Origin of the sequence: Bifidobacterium kimbladii (assembly GCF_032193675.1) — a bacterium.
GTDB classification, from domain to species: domain Bacteria; phylum Actinomycetota; class Actinomycetes; order Actinomycetales; family Bifidobacteriaceae; genus Bombiscardovia; species Bombiscardovia kimbladii.
This window is the reverse complement of sequence record NZ_JASTZZ010000002.1, coordinates 43,521-62,195: the sequence shown is the minus strand read 5'-3', so window position 1 is coordinate 62,195 and position 18,675 is coordinate 43,521. Positions and strand designations below refer to the sequence as shown.

The following is an 18,675-nucleotide window of genomic DNA, read 5'->3' as shown; positions in this document are numbered from 1 at the left end:
AGCAGCATGAAGTCAGAGCAGTATGTCCCCCAACGGTATGTTCCCGGCGACTACGCCAGGGGGCATATCCGCATCACCCCCACCAGGCTGGCCGACGGGCGACGGTTCTTCTACCTGGACGACGATCCCGAGTACGTCTCCGGCCGCAGGACCAGGCGTCTGGACGATCCCCGTCCACTGACCGACCGGTTCGCCCCCCATCAGGATCAGGAGGGCAGGACGGTGCCCTTCCAGCCGCCGCAGATGCGCCGGGACCCTCTGACCGGCGACTGGATTCCCATGGCCACGGCCCGGATGAACCGGCCCATCACCGCCGGACCGCAGGCCACCGCCAAGGGCAACCCCCTGGCAGCCAGAAAGCCCGGGGACCCCTACCAGGACGGGGAGATCCCCGATGTGGACTACAACGTGGCGGTCTTCGAGAACCGCTTCCCCTCCATGATGCAGGTGCCCAATACCCAGGCGGCCGACCAGCCCTCCCTGGTGGACGGCAACCCCCTCTGGCCGGTGCGCGAGGCCAACGGGCGCTGCGAGGTGGTCTGCTTCGACCCTGACGAACACGCGCTCCCCGCCGATCTGCCGGTCTCCCGTCTGCGGACGGTGGTGGAGGCCTGGGCCTTCCGGACTGCTGAGATCTCGGCCATGGAGGGCATCGAACAGATCTTCCCCTTCGAGAACCACGGCCAGGAGATCGGCGTCTCCCTGGCTCACCCCCACGGACAGATCTACTGCTACCCCTTCATCGCCCCCCGGCTGGAGCAGGAGTTGAGGCAGTGCGCCGACTACCGGGAGCGCACGGGCGGCAACCTCCTGGCGGACATCCTCAAGGCCGAGCTGGACTCCGGCCGGCGGGTGGTCTTCCGCAACGCCACCTGGGTGGCCTATGTGCCTGCCGCCGCCCGCTGGCCCCTGGAGGTCCACGTGGCACCCGTCCGCGACGGGATCCTGAGCCTGGACCAGCTGAACGACCAGGAGCGCTGGGACCTGGCCGTCATGTATTCGACCCTGCTCAAGCGGGGCAATGCCTTCTTCGACAAGGGCGACGGCAGGGGGATGGATCTGCCCTACATCGCTGCCTGGCACCAGGCTCCGCTGCACGATCCTCGGCGGGAGGACTACAGACTCAACCTGCAGTTCTTCTCCTTCCGTCGGGCCGTGGACAAAATCAAGTATCTTGCCGGGTCCGAGTCAGGCATGGCTGCCTGGGTGTCGGACACCACCCCGGAGCGGATCGCCGACCGCTTCCGCCAATTGGGGCCCATGGACCTGGAGAATGGAGAGAATCAATGACGACGACAGCGGAATTCATGCAGGCCTGGACCCAGGGCGCCGACGGCCAAGGGGCCTCCAAGGCCCGAGAGCTCTTCCAAAAGGTCTATGGCGGGGATCCCCAGGGCGTCTGGAGCGCGCCTGGCCGGGTCAACCTGATTGGCGAGCACACGGATTACAACGCTGGACTCTGCCTGCCCATCGCCCTGCCTCACCGTACATATGTGGCCGCCAGTCCCAGGACGGACAGCCGGGTTCGCCTGGTCTCCACCATGGATCCCGAGCATCCGGTCCAGGCTGATCTGGATGGTCTTCAGGCTCGGGGAGTGAGAGGCTGGGCAGCCTATCCGGTCGGGGTGGCATGGGCCCTGCAGCGGGACGGCTTCCCTCAGGTTCGAGGGTTCGACCTGGCCCTGGCCTCCTGCGTGCCCGTGGGGTCCGGGTTGAGCTCTTCGGCGGCCATGACCTGTGCCGTGGCACTGGCCCTGGATGACCTGTTCGATCTGGGACTGGGCGGCGACGAGGCTGGCCGGGTCAGGCTGGTCCAGGCTGCCATTGCGTCGGAGAACGATATGGCCGGAGCCTCCACCGGCGGCATGGATCAGAGCGCCTCCATGCGCTGTCGATCCGGCTGCGCCCTGCGGCTGGACTGCCGGCCAGAACTGGATGCCATGAGCAACGTGCGCCAGGTTCCCTTCGACCTGGAGGCTGCGGGGCTAGAGCTGCTGGTCGTCGACACCAGGGCCCAGCACCAGCTCAACGACGGCCAATACGATCAGCGACGGGCCACCTGTGAGCAGGCTGCGCAACTGCTGGGAGTGGCCAACCTGCGCCAGGCGGCGGACCAGGTCAATGGTGCCGCTGATCCTCCATCCGCCCTGGCTGCCCTCCTGGAGCGGCTGCCGGATGAGACCATGCGCCGGCGGGTACGCCACGTGGTCAGCGAGATAGGACGGGTGGACCGTTTCATCGAGGCCTTCGGCAGGGGCGATTACGTCCTGGCCGGCCGCCTATTCAACGCCTCCCATGACTCCCTGAGGGATGACTACGAGGTCACCTGCCCGGAGTTGGATGAGGCCGTTGACGCAGCACGCCAGGGCGGGGCCTACGGGGCCCGGATGACCGGCGGCGGGTTCGGCGGATCCATCATCGCTCTGGCTGACGCCGGCAAGGGCTCCGATCTTGCCCGCGACGTCGCCGAACGATTCGCCTCCAAGGGATTCAAGGCTCCCAGAGCCCTGATCGCCCTGCCCTCATCGGCGGCCGTGCGCGAAGCCTGAATCGGACTGCAGACCTTTGCGACCCCGCTTCTCCCGGCGCTCCTCTAAGCTGGGGGAGCGGGGTCCCGGTTTTCAGAGGGGCCGGTCAAGGGCGAGGTGGATGAGGAGGACGGCCATGGACAAGGCGATCATCACAGTGGTGGGCAAGGATGCCATCGGCATCATCGGCAGGGTCTGCACAGACCTCTCCCAGCAGGGTGTCAATGTGCTGGACATTTCGCAGACCATATTGGACGGCTTCTTCACCATGATGATGATCGTGGACTGCACCTCCTGCCGGGATGATTTCGACGCGCTCAGCCATCGGATGGAATCCTTGGGAGAAGAGATCGGGGTCTCTATCCGCTGCCAGCGCGAGGAGATCTTCACCAGGATGCATCGGGTCTGAGGAGGCGGCCATGATCACACGCGACGAGGTCCTGGAGACCAACGACATGATCGACCGGGAGCGCCTGGACGTGCGCACCATCACCATGGGCATCAGCCTGCTGGATTGTGTGAGCGATGATGTGGACATGCTCTGCCGGAACATTCATCGCCGGATCGTCTCCCTGGCAGGCGACCTGGTGTCCACAGGCGATGCCATCGCCCGTGAGTACGGCATTCCCATCGTCAACAAGCGCATCACCGTCACCCCCATCTCCCTAGTGGCCGCCGGAGCCTGCCACAGCGTGGAGGACTATGTGGCCGTGGCCAAGGCCCTGGACCGCTCGGCCCAGGAGGTCGGGGTCAACCTGATCGGCGGCTACTCGGCCCTGGTAGGCAAGGGCATGACCCCGGCTGAGCGGCTGCTGATCAAGTCCCTGCCCAGGGCGCTGAGCCAGACTGAACGCGTCTGCGCCAGCGTCAACGTGGGCTCCACCAGAACGGGCATCGATATGGATGCCGTCGCCCTCATGGGACGGGTCGTCAAGGCCACTGCTGAGAGCACCGCCGACTCGGACAGCTCTGGCTGCACCAAGCTGGTGGTCTTCTGCAATGCTCCGGACGACAACCCCTTCATGGCCGGTGGTTTCCATGGGGTCAGCCAGGGGTCGGCCGTCATCAACGTGGGGGTCTCCGGACCCGGCGTGGTCAAGACCGCCTTGGAATCGGCCAAGGGAGCGGACTTCGGGCAGCTCTGCGAGACCATCAAGCGGACGGCCTTCAAGATCACCCGGGTGGGTCAGCTGGTGGCCCAGGAGGCCAGCCGTCGCCTGGAGGTGCCCTTCGGCATCATCGACCTGTCCCTGGCGCCCACCCCGGCTGTCGGAGACTCAGTGGGGGAGGTCCTGCAGACCATGGGCCTGGAGCAGGTGGGCGCCCCCGGGACCACTGCGGCCCTGGCCATCCTCAACGATCAGGTCAAGAAGGGCGGCATCATGGCTTCCAGCTCGGTGGGCGGGCTGTCCGGGGCCTTCATCCCCGTGTCCGAGGACGCCGCCATGATCCAGGCTGCGCAAGAGGGGAGCCTGACCCTGGAGAAGCTTGAGGCCATGACCTGCGTCTGTTCGGTGGGGCTGGACATGATCCCCATCCCAGGGGACACTGCTGCGGAGTCCATCTCCGGTCTGATCGCCGACGAGGCGGCTATCGGCATGATCAATCAGAAGACCACCGCAGTCAGGGTCATTCCTGTCATCGGCAAGCAGGTGGGCGAGTGGGCCGAGTTCGGCGGGCTCATGGGCGGCGGGCCGGTCGTGCCCGTCAATACCCGTTCCTGCGCCGACTTTGTCAATCGAGGCGGACACATCCCGGCGCCCATTCACAGCTTCAAGAACTGAGTGCGCTCGCGGAGTTCAGCGACCGCCTTGGAATCCCAGCTGCCGCCAGGCCTCGTAGATGGCGATGGAGGCGCAGTTGGTCAGGTTCAGGCTGCGCAGGCTGGGCCGCATGGGCAGCCTGACCTGCTCGGCCACGTGAGGGCCGGCCATGATGTCCATGGGGTCGGGGATGTCGCCCGGTTCGGGGCCGAACAGGAGGATGTCGTCCGGCCGGTAGCTGACCTCCGTGTAGAGCTTGTCGGCGTGGGCGGTGAAAGCGATGATCCGGCTGTCGGGCATGGAGCGGACCAGGTCGTCGAAGTCCGGGTGCAGGACCACGTGGGCCATGTCATGGTAGTCCAGACCGGCCCGGCGCAGCTTGGTGTCCTTGAGGTTGAAGCCCAAGGGCTCTATCAGATGCAGGATGGTCCCGGTCACGGCGCACAGGCGGATGGCCGAGCCGGTGTTGCCGGGGATCCGCGGCGAGTAGTAGCACAGGTGGGGCGTGGAGGTCTTCACCCGGCTGGCCTGATCGGCCTTCATCATGGCGTCCACTACCGATATGGGGTTGCCGTGGGCGTCGGTGACCAGCTCGTCGGGACCATAGTTCGATTTGCGGTATCCATACTCATACATGCTTTCGACGGCTTTCGACGGGTCACCGGACCGCTCCTGCTCCTGCCTGTTCATGAGGCCAACCTACCGTCGCCAAACGACAGGCCAGGCAGTGACGGTCGGCACCGTCGGGCAGAATACGGCGGTTGAATGAGGCAGGATCGAGTGGCGAAGGGCGGTGTGACCATGGAGAACACGGAAACGGCCTTGGCGGAGACTGAGCCCATCCGTCTGCGGCTGTTCGACTGGTGGAGCCGTTATGCCCGCGACCTGCCCTGGCGCTTTGGACGAACCACGCCCTGGGGGGTCTTGGTTTCAGAGGTCATGAGCCAGCAGACCCAGATGAGCCGGGTGGTGCCCTACTGGACGGCCTGGATGAGAGTCTGGCCGGATGCGGCCTCATTGGCCGCCGCCCCCAAGGCCGAGGTCATTACGGCCTGGGGCCGTCTGGGCTACCCGCGCCGAGCCCTGCGCCTGCAGGAGTGTGCGCGGCAGGTGGCCAGTCAGTACGCAGACCGGCTGCCCCGGGATTACGACCAGCTGGTGGCCCTGCCCGGCATCGGCGACTATACGGCCAGCGCTGTCATGAGCTTTGCCTACGGCGAGAGGATCGCCGTCATCGATACCAATATCCGCAGGGTGCTCTCCAGGGTCTTTCTGGGACGTGAATCCAAAGGGGGCGCTGCCAGCCGAGAAGAGCGCCAGCTGGCCTGGCAGGTCCTGCCTGAGGACGAAGATCCAGAAGCTTCTGATCATCGCGTGAACGGTGACGACCGCTTGGAGACGGCTGACCCGCAGATCCGGTCGGCAGCCTGGCGGGAGCCGCCCTCGGCCCGATGGAACCAGGCCGTCATGGAGCTGGGCGCCACGGTTTGCGTGGCCCGCAAGCCGGCCTGCGACATCTGCCCTCTAGCCGGTCACTGCCGTTTCCTCAAGGCTGGGCTGCCCGGTCTGGGTTCAGGCAGGACCAGGCCCCGGCAGCGCTTCGCAGGCACCGACCGGCAGATTCGCGGATCCATCCTCCAGACACTGCGGCAGGCTTCGGGCGCGCCCGTCTCCAGGAAGGACCTGAAACCCCTGTGCGACGACGAAATCCGACTTGATCGGTGCATCGCCTCCCTGGACGAGGACGGCCTTCTGGAGATCGGACAGGACGGCAGCCTGAGTCTGCCGCAGTGAAGGCCGCCCTGGCGATTAGAGTGGAGAAGTATGGCCAAGCGACGCATGAGCGAGAAGAAGCGGCGGATGTACCGTCGCCGGAGGATTGCGGCCGCCCTGCTGGCGGTGCTCTTCCTGTTGGTCTGCGCTGGTCTGGTCTGGGGCGTGGGGGCCGGCATCCGAGCACTGCGTGGAGGCAATGGGGCCCAGGGAGCCTCAACCAGTGTCCAGCAGAGTTCAAAGACCAAATCCAAGGACAAAGACAAGCAGAAGAAAGATTCCGGCAAGAAGCGTTCCTCAGGAGCTCCTGACTGCGGCAAGGAGGACTTGGCCTTGGAGCTGGCCGCGCCCGATCCCAGCACTGGGGTCGGCGGATCCATCGACTTTACGGCGACCATTCGCCACAAGGGAACGGGGTCCTGTCTGGTGGACGGCTCCGACGGCGGACGGGTGCTGATCATCACCAGCGGCCAGGAGACCATCTGGCGTTCCGATGCCTGCCCGGTTGGGGCGCGCACCCTGCTCATGGCCACCGGCGACAAGGACGTGCAGACCATCACCTGGAATGCCGACAGCAGCCAGGATAGCTGCCTGCCCGATGATCAGCTGCCTCGAGTCAATGCCGGCTCCTACCAGGCCAAGCTGGTCCTCAAGGCCAATCCCCGGGTGGCTTCCCAGCCCGTGCCGGTCATGGTCCAATAGCAGCTTTCCAAAGACGACACGCCGATTGTATCCATGGTTCTTGTCTGCTATAGTTTTGTCTTTGCATGAGGTGTGTCATATAGCGGGCATGCATCATCGAGGAGATGCCCGCGAATAGGCATATGGCGGCCATTCGGCATCTCCCTGGGGTAACAGGAATGATCGAGTACGGCGAGCGATAAGGAACGTCCATTTTGGCTGCCAATAAAGCTGTAAGAAGTACCACCACTACGCAGGCACGCGCTGACGAACACGACATCAAACTGCACAAGGCCACCGACCGTGTCAACTTCGGATCCATCCGCGAACCCATCGAGGTGCCCTACCTCCTGGGTGTGCAGACCGACAGCTTCGACTGGCTGGTCGGCAACGACCGCTGGAAGAAGCGGGTCGAGGAGGACCAGGTCAACGGGACCCATACCGTGGCCCCCGTCTCCGGCCTGGATGAGGTCTTCCAAGAGATCTCACCCATCGAGAACTTCGCTCAGACCATGAGCCTGACCTTCTCGGATCCTTACTTCGAGGAGCCCAGGCACACGGTCCAGGAGTGCAAGGAGAAGGACTACACCTACTCGGCTCCTCTGTATGTGAATGCCGAGTTCGAGAACGGGGACACCGGCGAGATCAAGTCGCAGACCGTCTTCATGGGCGACTTCCCGCTGCAGACCCCCCACGGCACCTTCATCATCGGCGGCTCGGAGCGCGTCATCGTCTCCCAGCTGGTCCGCTCTCCTGGCGTCTACTTCGACCGGACCCAGGACCGCAACTCCGACAAGGAGATCTTCGGAGCCAAGATCATCCCCAGCCGGGGCGCCTGGCTGGAGTTCGAGATCGACAAGCGCGATGTGCTGGGCGTGCGCGTGGACCGCAAGCGCAAGCAGTCCGCCATCGTCTTCCTCATGGCCATCGGCATGACCAAGCCGCAGATCCGCAAGGCCTTCAAGGGCTACCCGCTGGTGCTGGACGCCCTGGAGAAGGAGACCATCGAGACCCAGGACGAGGCCCTGACCGACCTCTACCGCAAGATCCGGCCCGCGGACACCGCCTCGCCCGAAGCCGGCCGCAACCTGCTGGACTCCTTCTACTTCAACACCAAGCGCTACGACCTGGCCCGGGTCGGCCGCTACAAGATCAACCGCAAGCTCGGTCTTGAGGCCGACTTCAACGACCGCAGCCTCCACCCCGAGGACATCATCGCCACCCTGAAGTACCTGGTGACCCTGCATGCCGGCGGGCAGACCTTCCCTGGCCGCCGCGACGGCCATGACATCGAGCTGCGGGTGGATGTGGACGACATCGACCACTTCGGCAACCGCCGCATCCGCCAGGTGGGCGAGCTGATCCAGAACCAGCTGCGCACCGGCCTGAGCCGTATGGAGCGCGTGGTCCGCGAGAGGATGACCACCCAGGACGCGGAGGCCATCACCCCGCAGTCCCTGATCAACATCCGCCCGGTCAACGCGACCATCAAGGAGTTCTTCGGAACCTCCCAGCTGAGCCAGTTCATGGATCAGAACAACCCGCTGGCCGGCGTGACCAACAAGCGTCGTCTCTCGGCCCTGGGCCCCGGCGGCCTGTCCCGCGACCGCGCCTCCATGGAGGTGCGCGATGTGCACCCCTCCCATTACGGACGCATGTGCCCCATCGAGTCCCCTGAAGGCCCCAACATCGGTCTGATCGGCTCCCTGGCCACCTTCGCCCGGGTCAACCCCTTCGGCTTCATCGAGACCCCCTACCGCAAGGTCATCGATGGCCAGGTGACCGACGACGTGGTCTACATGACCGCCGACCAGGAGTCCGAGCACACCATCGCCCAGGCCAACCAGGAGATCGACGAGACCGGACACTTCGTCGAGGACGAGGCCCTGGTGCGTGACGCCGAGGCCGAGGCCAAGGATGTGCCCGTCTCCCAGGTGGACCTGATGGATGTCTCCCCCCGGCAGATGGTTTCGGTGGGCGCCTCCCTGATCCCCTTCCTGGAGCACGACGAGGGCCACCGAGCGCTGATGGGCACCAACATGCAGCGTCAGGCCGTCCCCCTGGTCAAGTCCGAGCGTCCCCTGGTGGGCACCGGCTCCGAGTGGCGGTCCGCCATCGATTCCGGTGACGTCATCCTGGCAGAGAAGCCGGGCGTGGTCACCTACGTCTCCGCCGACATGATCCGCGTCATGAATGACGACGGCACCCAGTCCTCCTACAAGCTGGCCAAGTTCCAGCGGTCCAACCAGACCACCTGCTACAACCAGGTTCCCCTGATCAAGGATGGGGAGCGGGTCGAGGCCGGCACGGTCCTGGCCGATGGCCCCGCCACCCAGAAGGGCGAGATGGCCCTGGGCAAGAACCTCCTGGTGGCCTTCATGCCCTGGAACGGCTACAACTACGAGGACGCCGTCATCATCTCCCAGCGTCTGGTCCAGGACGACACCCTGAGCTCCATCCACATCGAGGAGTACGAGACCGACGCCCGCGAGACCAAGCTGGGCGCCGAGGAGATCACCCGCGACCTGCCCAATGTGGGCGAGGACGCAGTGGCCAACCTGGACGAGCGCGGCATCATCCGCATCGGTGCCGAGGTCGAGGCCGGAGACATCCTGGTCGGCAAGGTCACCCCCAAGGGCGAGACCGAGCTGACCCCCGAGGAGCGGCTCCTGCGGGCCATCTTCGGCGAGAAGAGCCGCGAGGTGCGCGACACCAGCCTCAGGGTGCCCCATGGCGAGACCGGCACGGTCATCGAGGTCAAGGAGGTCACCCGCGAGGATGCCGAGGAGGACGGCGACGAGCTGCCCAACGGCGTCAACCGGATGATCAGGGTCTACATCGCCCAGCACCGCAAGATCACCCAGGGCGACAAGCTCTCCGGCCGCCACGGCAACAAGGGCGTCATCTCGAGGATCCTGCCCGAGGAGGATATGCCCTTCATGGCCGATGGCACCCCCATCGACATCATGCTCAACCCCTTGGGCGTGCCCTCGCGCATGAACCTGGGCCAGGTCCTGGAGCTCCACCTGGGGTGGATCGCCCACTCCGGCTGGGACATCAGCCTGGATCCCAACCTGGAGGCCGAGTGGAAGAAGCACATTCCGGCAGGTGCGGAGAAGGCCGAGCCCGGCACAGCCGTGGCCACACCGGTCTTCGACGGCGTACGGCAGGATGCCCTGAACGGCCTGCTCAAGACCACCCTGCCCAACCGTGACGGCGAGCGCCTGGTGGGCGACGACGGCAAGGCCGTGCTCTACGACGGCCGCACCGGCGAACCCTTCACCAAGCCGATCTCCGTGGGCTACATGTACATGCTCAAGCTCCACCACCTGGTGGACGACAAGATCCACGCCCGGTCCACCGGCCCCTACTCCATGATCACCCAGCAGCCCTTGGGCGGCAAGGCCCAGTTCGGCGGCCAGCGCTTCGGCGAGATGGAGGTCTGGGCCCTGGAGGCCTACGGTGCCGCCTACACCCTGCACGAGATGATGACCACCAAGTCCGACGACGTGGACGGCCGTGTGCGGGCCTATGGTGCCATCGTGCGCGGGGAGAACCTGCCGGCGGCCGGTATTCCCGAATCCTTCAAGGTGCTGCTCAAGGAGATGCAGTCGCTCTCCTTGAACGTGGAGGTGCTCAACGCCGAAGGCAACGTGATCGAGATGAAGGACGAGGACGACGACCCCAACGCCGCCTCCGACGACCTGGGCTTCAACATCGGCGCCCGCCCGGACGCCGCCGCCAAGGCCGACCAGTCAGCTCCCGAGCCGGAGTACCGCTGAACCACCAGTCACAGGGATGCCCACACTGCGGGCATCCCGCTAAAAGGCAAACTTCAGAGCAGTTACAAGATCAGAGACAGGACATAGAGTGCTGGACGTCAATGCATTTGACAAACTGAGAATCGGACTGGCCACGGCCGATGACATCCGCGGCTGGAGCTATGGCGAGGTCAAGAAGCCCGAGACCATCAACTACCGTACCTTGAAGCCCGAGAAGGACGGCCTGTTCGGCGAGCAGATCTTCGGACCCACCCGCGACTGGGAGTGCGCCTGCGGCAAGTACAAGCGCGTGCGCTTCAAGGGGATCGTCTGCGAGCGCTGCGGCGTGGAGGTCACCCGATCCCGCGTCCGCCGCGAGCGTATGGGCCACATCGAGCTGGCCGCCCCCGTCACCCACATCTGGTTCTTCAAGGGCGTGCCCTCCCGGCTGGGCTACCTGCTGGACATCGCGCCCAAGGACCTGGAGAAGGTCATCTACTTCGCGGCCTACATGGTCACCAAGGTGGATGAGGACAAGCGCCACAAGGATCTGCCCGACCTGCAGGACGAGTTCGACAACGAGATCACCCAGCTGGGGAAGAAGCGCGACCTGGAGATCGACAAGCGCGCTAAGAAGCTGGAGGAGGACCTGGCCGAGCTGGAGAAGACCGACGAGGTCAAGGGCTCTATGAAGGCCCGTCTGCGCAACGGGGCCGAGCGGGACATGACCGCCATCCGCAAGCGCTACGACGACCAGATCCAGAGGGTCACCGCCGTCTTCGACCGCTTCAAGACCCTGAAGCCCGGCGACATGGAGGGCGACGTGGATCTGTGGCGGGAGATGCAGGACCGCTACGGCGACTACTTCGAGGGCTGCATGGGCGCCGAGGCCATCAAGAAGCGCCTGCAGGACTTCGACCTGGAGGGTGCCGCCAAGGAGCTCCGCCACGAGATCGACACTGGCTCCGGCCAGCGCAAGGCCCGTGCCCTGAAGCGGCTCAAGGTGGTCTCCGCCTTCCTGAACACCGGCAACAAGCCCGAGGCCATGGTCCTGGATGTCGTCCCGGTCATTCCGCCCGACCTGCGCCCCATGGTGCAGCTGGACGGCGGCCGCTTCGCCACCTCCGACCTCAACGACCTCTACCGGCGCGTCATCAACCGCAACAACAGGCTCAAGCGCCTGATCGAGCTGGGCGCCCCTGAGATCATGCTCAACAACGAGAAGCGCATGCTCCAGGAGGCCGTGGACTCCCTCTTCGACAACGGCCGCCGTGGCCGTCCCGTCACCGGAGCCTCTAACCGCCCCCTGAAGTCCCTGGCAGACATGCTCAAGGGCAAGCAGGGCCGCTTCCGTCAGAACCTGCTGGGCAAGCGCGTGGACTACTCGGGCCGTTCCGTGATCGTGGTCGGGCCCTCCCTGCGCATGCACCAGTGCGGCCTGCCCAAGCCCATGGCCCTGGAGCTCTTCAAGCCCTTCGTCATCAAGCGGCTGGTGGACCTCAACTACGCGCAGAACATGAAGAGCGCCAAGCGGCTGGTCGACCGCGGCGACCCCGAGGTCTGGGGCGTGCTGGAGGAGGTCATCTCCGAGCATCCCGTCCTGCTCAACCGTGCGCCTACGCTGCACCGTCTGGGCATCCAGGCCTTTGAGCCGATCCTGGTCGAGGGCAAGGCCATCCACCTGCCCCCGCTGGCCTGCGCGGCCTTCAACGCCGACTTCGACGGCGACCAGATGGCAGTCCATCTGCCCCTGTCGGCAGAGGCCCAGGCTGAGGCGCGTTCGCTCATGCTGGCCTCCGACAACATCCTCAAGCCCGCCGACGGCCACACGGTCACCATGCCCTCCCAGGATATGATTCTGGGTCTGTACTACCTGACCACTGTGGTTGACGGCGCCAAGGGGCAGGGCCGGATCTTCTCCAGCCTGGCCGAGGCCCGGATGGCCCTGGACCTGGGTGAGATCGACATGCAGGCCAAGATCCTGCTGCGGGTCCCCGCCGACTTCGTCATGCCCAAGGATTGGGAGCCCGGCGACCTCAAGGTCATCGACCCCGAGCCCGGCAGCCCCGACGTGGTCAAGGAGGAGGTCTTCAAGGACGGATCCAGGCTCTTCGCCACCAACTACGGGCGGGTCCTGTTCAACCGGACGCTGCCTGTGGACTACCCCTTCATCAACGAGCAGGTGCCCAAGGGCAAGCTGTCCGGCATCGTGGACGACATCGCCACCCGGTACTCGACCGCCCAGGTCGCGGCCACCCTGGATGCCCTGAAGGATCTGGGCTTCACCCGGGCCCAGTGGTCCGGCGTGACCATGGCCTTCTCCGACATCGTGGTGCCGCCCGAGCGCGAAAAGATCGTCAACGAGTACCAGGGGCAGGCCGCCAAGGTCAACTCCCAGTACGACATGGGTCTGCTGACCGACGAGGAGCGCCGTCAGGAGCTGATCAACCTGTGGACCGAGTGCACCGACAAGGTGGCTGATGCCATGCAGAAGCACTTCACTCCGGACAACAACGTGAATATCATGGTCCAGTCCGGGGCACGAGGCAACTGGATGCAGATCCGCCAGATCGCCGGCATGCGAGGCCTGGTGGCCAACCCCAAGGGCGAGATCATCCCTCGACCCGTCAAGTCCAACTACCACGACGGCCTGTCGGTGCTGGAGTACTTCATCTCCCAGCACGGCGCCCGCAAGGGTCTGGCCGACACCGCACTGCGCACCGCCGAGTCGGGCTACCTGACCCGTCGTCTGGTCGATGTCTCCCAGGACGTGATCGTGCGCGAGGAGGACTGCGGCACCATGCGCGGTCTGACCATGAAGGTGGCCGAGCGCGACGAGCAGGGCAACCTGGTTCTGGTCAAGGCCGCCGACGGCGGACCCTACTCCAGGCTCCTGGCCGCCGACGTCATCGACCCCAAGGACGGCAAGACCGTGCTCTACAAGCGTGGCGATGCCCTGTCCATGGATGTCCTTCGCGACATGGTCGCCCACGGCGTGGAGGAGGTCAAGGCCCGTTCGGTCCTGACCTGCGAGTCCACCCGCGGGGTGTGCGCCAAGTGCTATGGCTGGTCCCTGGCCACCAACAAGCTGGTGGATGTGGGCGAGGCTGTGGGCATTGTGGCCGCCCAGTCCATCGGCGAGCCCGGCACCCAGCTGACGCTGCGTTCCTTCCACTCCGGCGGCGTGGCTTCGGCCTCCGACATCACCCAGGGTCTTCCCCGTGTCACCGAGCTCTTCGAGGCCCGTACCCCCAAGGGCGAGGCTCCCATCGCGGAGTTCCCCGGCACCGTCAAGGTGGAGGACACTGATCGCGGCCGCCAGGTGACCCTGACCCCCGATGACACCTCCGTGGAGGCGCTGACCTACCCGGTCACCCGCCGTGCGCCCATGATGGTCAAGGACGGACAGCACGTCGAGGCCGGCACCCAGCTGATCGAGGGCTCCGTGGATCCCAAGAAGATCCTGCGCATCCTCGGCCCGCGCGCTGCCCAGGTGAACATCGTCAACGAGGTGCATACGGTCTACCGCTCCCAGGGCGTGGACATCCACGACAAGCACATCGAGGTCATCGTCCACCAGATGCTCCGCCGCGTCACGGTCATCGACTCGGGCGACACCGACCTGCTGCCCGGCGAGCTGGTTGACCAGGCCAAGTTCAAGGCTGCCAACATGAAGGCCGTCAAGGCCGGAGGCAAGCCGGCTGCTGGACGCCCCGAGCTCATGGGCATCACCAAGGCCTCCCTGGCCACCGACTCCTGGCTGTCGGCCGCCTCCTTCCAGGAGACGACCCGCGTGCTCACCGAGGCCGCTCTGAACCAGAAGGTCGACGACCTCAAGGGCCTCAAGGAGAACGTGATCATCGGCAAGCTGATCCCTGCCGGCACCGGCCTGGCCAGGTACCGCAACGCCACTGTGGAGCCCGACAAGGCCATCCGCGACACCATCTACCCCAACTTCGGCCTGGGTGGCGGCGACGTGGATCTGAGCGACGCCGACCTGAACGATGTGGACTTCTCCAACATCGACTTCGGGGATCTGAAGCTGGGCGACGACTTCAACCCTGACGACTTCCTCAACGACCAGGGCGGCCAGAGCCATCTGGACACCCCCAACGTGCAGGATCCGTCAGCTGAGGCCGGCGATCAGACGGCTGCCGCGGGCGCCCGATCTTCGGATGCCGCCGATGGCAGTGACTCCGATCAGAAGCCGTCCCAGCAGCCTGGTTCGGCCACCTTCTCCTCCTCGGAGGACCAGCACTCCAACCAGTGAGCGTCTGAACAACCGATAGCCGCAGATCCGCTTGGGCCGGATGACCCGGCCTAGCGGATTCGGCTGCCGGATATGTGATAAAGGATGAGGGCCCGTGCGATCGCTATGATCGCACGGGCCCTCATCTTGTTTTTCTCGCGGTCTAGGTTTTTGCCGGTAGATAGTAGCAGACGATGGCTGTTTAGTGACCGGTTCTGGGCGCGAAGGACACGTCACGGCGATTTCAGCCATGGCAGATAGGTCAGCGCAGATGCCTAGGGGAAAGCAGGGTCCGCCAGCGTCGGGTTCGTGGCAGGGATGCCAGGATGGCGGATCGCAGCTTGTCCACCAGCTGCCAGCAGTCTACGGCCTCCTGCTCGTCTGAAGGGTGCCGGTCGAACGAGGCCTGATCGGCCATGTTGCGCAGTCGATCCAGATCCCGGCGCAGACCAGTCGACGAGGACCCTGGGGGGTCAGCCAGCAGGGTCTGGGCGATCAGAGCTGCCTGCTCGCTACGGGTGCCCTCCAGGGACAGGCCGGTTTGTCTGCCCAGGTTGCCGATCTGTCGCCAGCCGGCGCGGATGCGTGTCTTCGGGTCGCCGGTCGACCGGGCCCGTCGGCGTAGCCAAGCCTTGACAGCCAGCAGGGCCAGAACCAGGAGAGCCGGCAGCCAGAGCGGCATGGTCCAGAGCGTCACTCTGGCTATCAAAGGTCCATACCGTTTCCAGAAGGAGGGTGAAGATTGTCGCGATGCTTCCTGTCCGCCGACGGTAGTTCGACCCTGGGTGGCCCGGTCGTCGCGGGGAGGATCGACCAGCGGGGGCGGCGGCTGGCGGACCAGGGTGCGCGGATTGGGTGGCGTGGAGTCCAAGGACTTGTCCGGGATCTTGGTCTCCGGTGGCGTGGGGTAGAAGGGGACCCACCCTAGTCCTTTCAGACTGACCTCCACCCAGGCCTGGGCATCGCGTCCGGTGAAGTCGATTCTGGTGCTCCCATCCGCCTGGGTCCTGGTCCGTGCCCGGCTGATGGAGCCATCGCGGTTCTTGGGCAGGAATCCCAAGACCACTCGGGATGGCAGGCCCATCTGCCGGGCCAGGAGGGCCATGGCCGAGGCGTATTGTTCGCTGTCGCCCACCATGGCCTGGCCTTGCAGGAGCTGATTGATCCGATAGTCGCCATGGCCGGAGGGCGACGGGTAGTCTCCTGCCAGACCGTGGGAGAACCATCCCTCCTGGTGCAGCCGTTCCTCAATGGCCAGGGCCCTGGCGCCGCCGCGCACCTGCATGGAGGTCATGGAAGCAGCCGCCTTGGGCAGGCTCTCAGGTGCATCCGCCAGGGCAGGCACCTGCGCATCTCCCGGATCGCTGTCAGCTATACGACGGGTTGCGGGTCGGCCTTCGGCCACGCCGTGCACCGAATAGCTGGTCCCCTTCTGCAGGGGCTGATCGGTCAGTGTGGTGTCTGTGGCCTTGTTGAAGTAGAGGTCCTTGCGTTGCAGGCCCTGATCCGTATCGATGCCGTCGACTTGTCCGGCGGAGGGCAACCAGGCATGGTCGAACCCCTCTCGAATCAGGAAGGTCGCGGTAAAAGGCTGTCCGGCCTGTCCGCTGTCTTGGGCCTGCTCCTGTTGCCTTTCCGTGCGGATCTTGGCGCCGATGCGCCGGTAGTCGGCTGCTCCTGCGCCCGAGGAGTCGGACAGATTCCAGACCTTGCCGTCATAACGGTCCATGACGGCCATACGGACCGGGGTGCCAGCGGGCAGGTTGCGGACCGTGACCAGGGTATCGTCGCGGTGGCGTTTGATGTACGCCCGGTAGTCGCTCAAGGGGCTGGTGAACTGGTAGGGGTCCATGGGCGGCTGATAGTGGTCACGAATGACCAGCCGGGTCGGGGCGGGCAGCAGTCCAGCGGAGAAAATCAGTCCAGCTGTCAATGCCAAGGCCAGAAGAGTGGATGCGAGCCCTTGCAGACGGATCAGCCCCAGCCCGCTGGCGCACCAGATCAGCAGGAGCAGCCAGAGGATGCCGCCCGTCAATGCCGGGTAGAGGCCCCTGCTGGTGCCTAGGGCTGCTGACACAGCCATGGCGGCCAGGATGGGCAGCGTGGCTGTCAGGACGGCCACGGGGTGCGCGGGCCGTCCCAGGTTGCGACCCAGGCCATGGCGGGCCAGCAGCACGGCCAGATAGCAGGTCCAGAGCATCAGCGTCCACAGGGCCATCAGTCCGCCTGCTTCCTGGCCGAGTGGGGGATCGATGGCTGCCAGGGTCTTGAAAGCGCCGAAGGTGGCGGACCAACCTTGTGCCAGGGTTGACCAGGTGGGCAGGACATGGGCCAGGGTGGTCCCGTTCAGAGCGAGGATGGGGCCCAGCAGGAACTGGGCTGCGATCAGCAGCAGAGGCTGCAGGAGGGCTGTGGCAATGCCACGGCGGGGGAGCATGGCGATCAACAGTCCGGCCAGACATGCTGCGGCTCCCACTGTCAGCCAGAAGGGCAGGCTGCCATAGACCGGCAGCAGCTGCAGTCCGGCCAGCAGATCGAGTGGAGCCAATGCGGCGACCAGAATCATGGGGGAGCGGTGCCTGGTCGGGTCGACAGTGGACTGCAGACCAGCCCGGTCGATCAGGCGGATAGGCTCCCTCTGGGCTTGGTCCATCCACGATGCTGATGTGCTCATGGCTGGGTCTCCAAGAGGATGGGAAGGTCCTTCCTGTTGCCCAAAACAGCGTTGACCAACCCCGGCTGCGTCTGCAGGCTTGGATTGGCGCCCAAGTCAGCAGCCAGCAGCATGACCGGGGATGCGCTTTGGGCCGATCCGTCCATCAGGGCTGAGGGTTGGCGGTCGCCCAGCGAACCGGTCACCAGGATGGTCAGACTGGTCCGCTCGGGAGCCTCAGCCAGGTCGGGCTTGTCGTAGCTGTCCTGACGGGGGCGGATGGCGCTGCAGGCATCCAGAAAGCTTCGGGGATCCTCCGTAGGCAGGGTGGTTCCATGGGCATCAGGATCGTCCGGTTCCGGAGCCAACGCTTGCAGCCGACGGCCGTCAAGCAGGCATCGGCAGCCCAGGGAAGCATAGATTTCGACCGCCAGTTCGAACTCATCCGCGTTCCGGTAGGAGGCGGCCTGGCCGTCCAGGATCAGTTCGGTCCTGGTGCGCAGGGTGGGCTCGTACTGGCGGACCATCAGGGTGCCGGCCCGGGCAGTGGACAACCAGTGGACCCGTTTTATGTCATCGCCCGGAACGTAGGGGCGCAGGGCATGAAATTCCAGATCGTCGTCGACAATGCCAGAACCAGGATCCCCCTCCAGGTCGCGTTCCAGTCCGGCTTCGAGGGGCGGCAGGGCCACCGTGCGGGGATGGATGTAGAGTTTTCGGGCGCCGGTCAGAATTCGGCGGCGACGGATGAGCCCCAGCGGATCGCCGGCCTCCATGGTCACCGGGCCCAGGTCAATCACGCCGCGGGACCTGGCTTCCAGCTTCAAGCGGATCTGGTGACTCTGGCCGGGGGCCAGGGCTGGCAGGGGCGCAATGACCGTTCCTTGGCCTAGAGCCAGACCGATTCGGCCGCGACGGGTGGAACGGCTGCCTGGGTTGGTCAGAACCAGGACCAGCTCGGCCTGGCCACCCACCTCCAGATGGCCTTGGTTCAGACTCGTTTCAGCGTTGCAGGACAGGTTGCCCAGGCTCGTCAGCAGCCCAAACAGCAGCATGCCCGCGCCCAGCAGAGCGCCCGCCAGCAGTTCACGCCAGCCTGTAGGGACGAAGGCCAAAGCGCACAGGAGTGCGGCCAGAGCCATAGCCCGGCCCAGGGCGGTGATCGACTGCCATAGGCCGGCGGCCCGGGATCGCAGGCTCTGTCTGGATCCCGTCGAGGATGCCGGTCTCGCTTTCGGGGCAGGTCGGCTGGCGAAGGCGGTCATGG

At 65.5% G+C, this 18,675-nt stretch carries 11 protein-coding genes; 8 read left to right on the top strand and 3 right to left on the bottom strand.

Annotated elements, in window-relative coordinates:
• Positions 1–6 precede the first annotated feature (6 nt).
• The 4 genes from galT (at position 7) to QRX41_RS03575 (ending at position 4,312) form a co-directional block, all read left to right on the top strand.
• Positions 7–1,290: a galactose-1-phosphate uridylyltransferase gene (gene galT / locus QRX41_RS03590; protein ID WP_313838766.1), complete on the top strand. Its 1,284-nt coding sequence runs from the start codon at positions 7–9 to the stop codon at positions 1,288–1,290.
• Positions 1,287–2,549, top strand: coding sequence for a galactokinase (gene galK / locus QRX41_RS03585; protein ID WP_396176789.1), 1,263 nt, complete (start codon positions 1,287–1,289; stop codon positions 2,547–2,549). The genes galT and galK overlap by 4 nt, the downstream gene beginning before the upstream one ends.
• Positions 2,550–2,664: 115 nt before the next feature.
• Positions 2,665–2,937 carry an ACT domain-containing protein gene (locus QRX41_RS03580; protein WP_313838764.1) on the top strand — a complete coding sequence of 91 codons (273 nt, stop codon included), beginning with the start codon at positions 2,665–2,667 and terminating at the stop codon, positions 2,935–2,937.
• Between the two features lie 10 nt (positions 2,938–2,947).
• A complete protein-coding gene (locus QRX41_RS03575) occupies positions 2,948–4,312 on the top strand; it encodes a PFL family protein (protein WP_313838762.1) in 1,365 nt (454 codons plus the stop codon).
• A 15-nt stretch (positions 4,313–4,327) separates the two neighbouring features.
• On the opposite strand, the gene QRX41_RS03570 is transcribed toward QRX41_RS03575, so the two are convergent.
• Positions 4,328–4,981, bottom strand: coding sequence for a tRNA (cytidine(34)-2'-O)-methyltransferase (locus tag QRX41_RS03570; protein ID WP_101432005.1), 654 nt, complete (start codon positions 4,979–4,981; stop codon positions 4,328–4,330).
• Positions 4,982–5,092: 111 nt separating this feature from the next.
• Here QRX41_RS03570 and QRX41_RS03565 point away from each other — a divergent pair, with 111 nt between their 5' ends.
• The 4 genes from QRX41_RS03565 to QRX41_RS03550 all read left to right on the top strand — a co-directional run bounded on the left by QRX41_RS03565 (position 5,093) and on the right by QRX41_RS03550 (position 14,776).
• A complete protein-coding gene (locus tag QRX41_RS03565; RefSeq protein WP_313839038.1) occupies positions 5,093–6,085 on the top strand; it encodes an HhH-GPD family protein in 993 nt (330 codons plus the stop codon).
• A 30-nt stretch (positions 6,086–6,115) separates the two neighbouring features.
• A complete protein-coding gene (locus QRX41_RS03560) occupies positions 6,116–6,766 on the top strand; it encodes a hypothetical protein (RefSeq protein WP_313838761.1) in 651 nt (216 codons plus the stop codon).
• A 194-nt stretch (positions 6,767–6,960) separates the two neighbouring features.
• A complete protein-coding gene (gene rpoB, locus QRX41_RS03555; RefSeq protein ID WP_313838759.1) occupies positions 6,961–10,527 on the top strand; it encodes a DNA-directed RNA polymerase subunit beta in 3,567 nt (1,188 codons plus the stop codon).
• 88 nt (positions 10,528–10,615) lie between these two features.
• Positions 10,616–14,776 (top strand): DNA-directed RNA polymerase subunit beta', encoded by a 4,161-nt coding sequence (locus tag QRX41_RS03550; protein WP_313838758.1) that lies wholly within the window; start codon positions 10,616–10,618, stop codon positions 14,774–14,776.
• 241 nt (positions 14,777–15,017) lie between these two features.
• Here the strand turns inward: QRX41_RS03550 and QRX41_RS03545 are convergent, their stop codons facing one another.
• Together QRX41_RS03545 and QRX41_RS03540 are read right to left on the bottom strand one after the other, a co-directional pair.
• On the bottom strand, positions 15,018–17,429 hold the full coding sequence (locus QRX41_RS03545; protein WP_313838757.1) for a transglutaminase-like domain-containing protein: 2,412 nt from the start codon (positions 17,427–17,429) through the stop codon (positions 15,018–15,020).
• Complete coding sequence (locus QRX41_RS03540) at positions 17,426–18,673, bottom strand: DUF58 domain-containing protein (RefSeq protein ID WP_313838756.1); 1,248 nt, start codon at positions 18,671–18,673, stop codon at positions 17,426–17,428. The genes QRX41_RS03545 and QRX41_RS03540 overlap by 4 nt, the downstream gene beginning before the upstream one ends.
• Positions 18,674–18,675 lie beyond the last annotated feature (2 nt).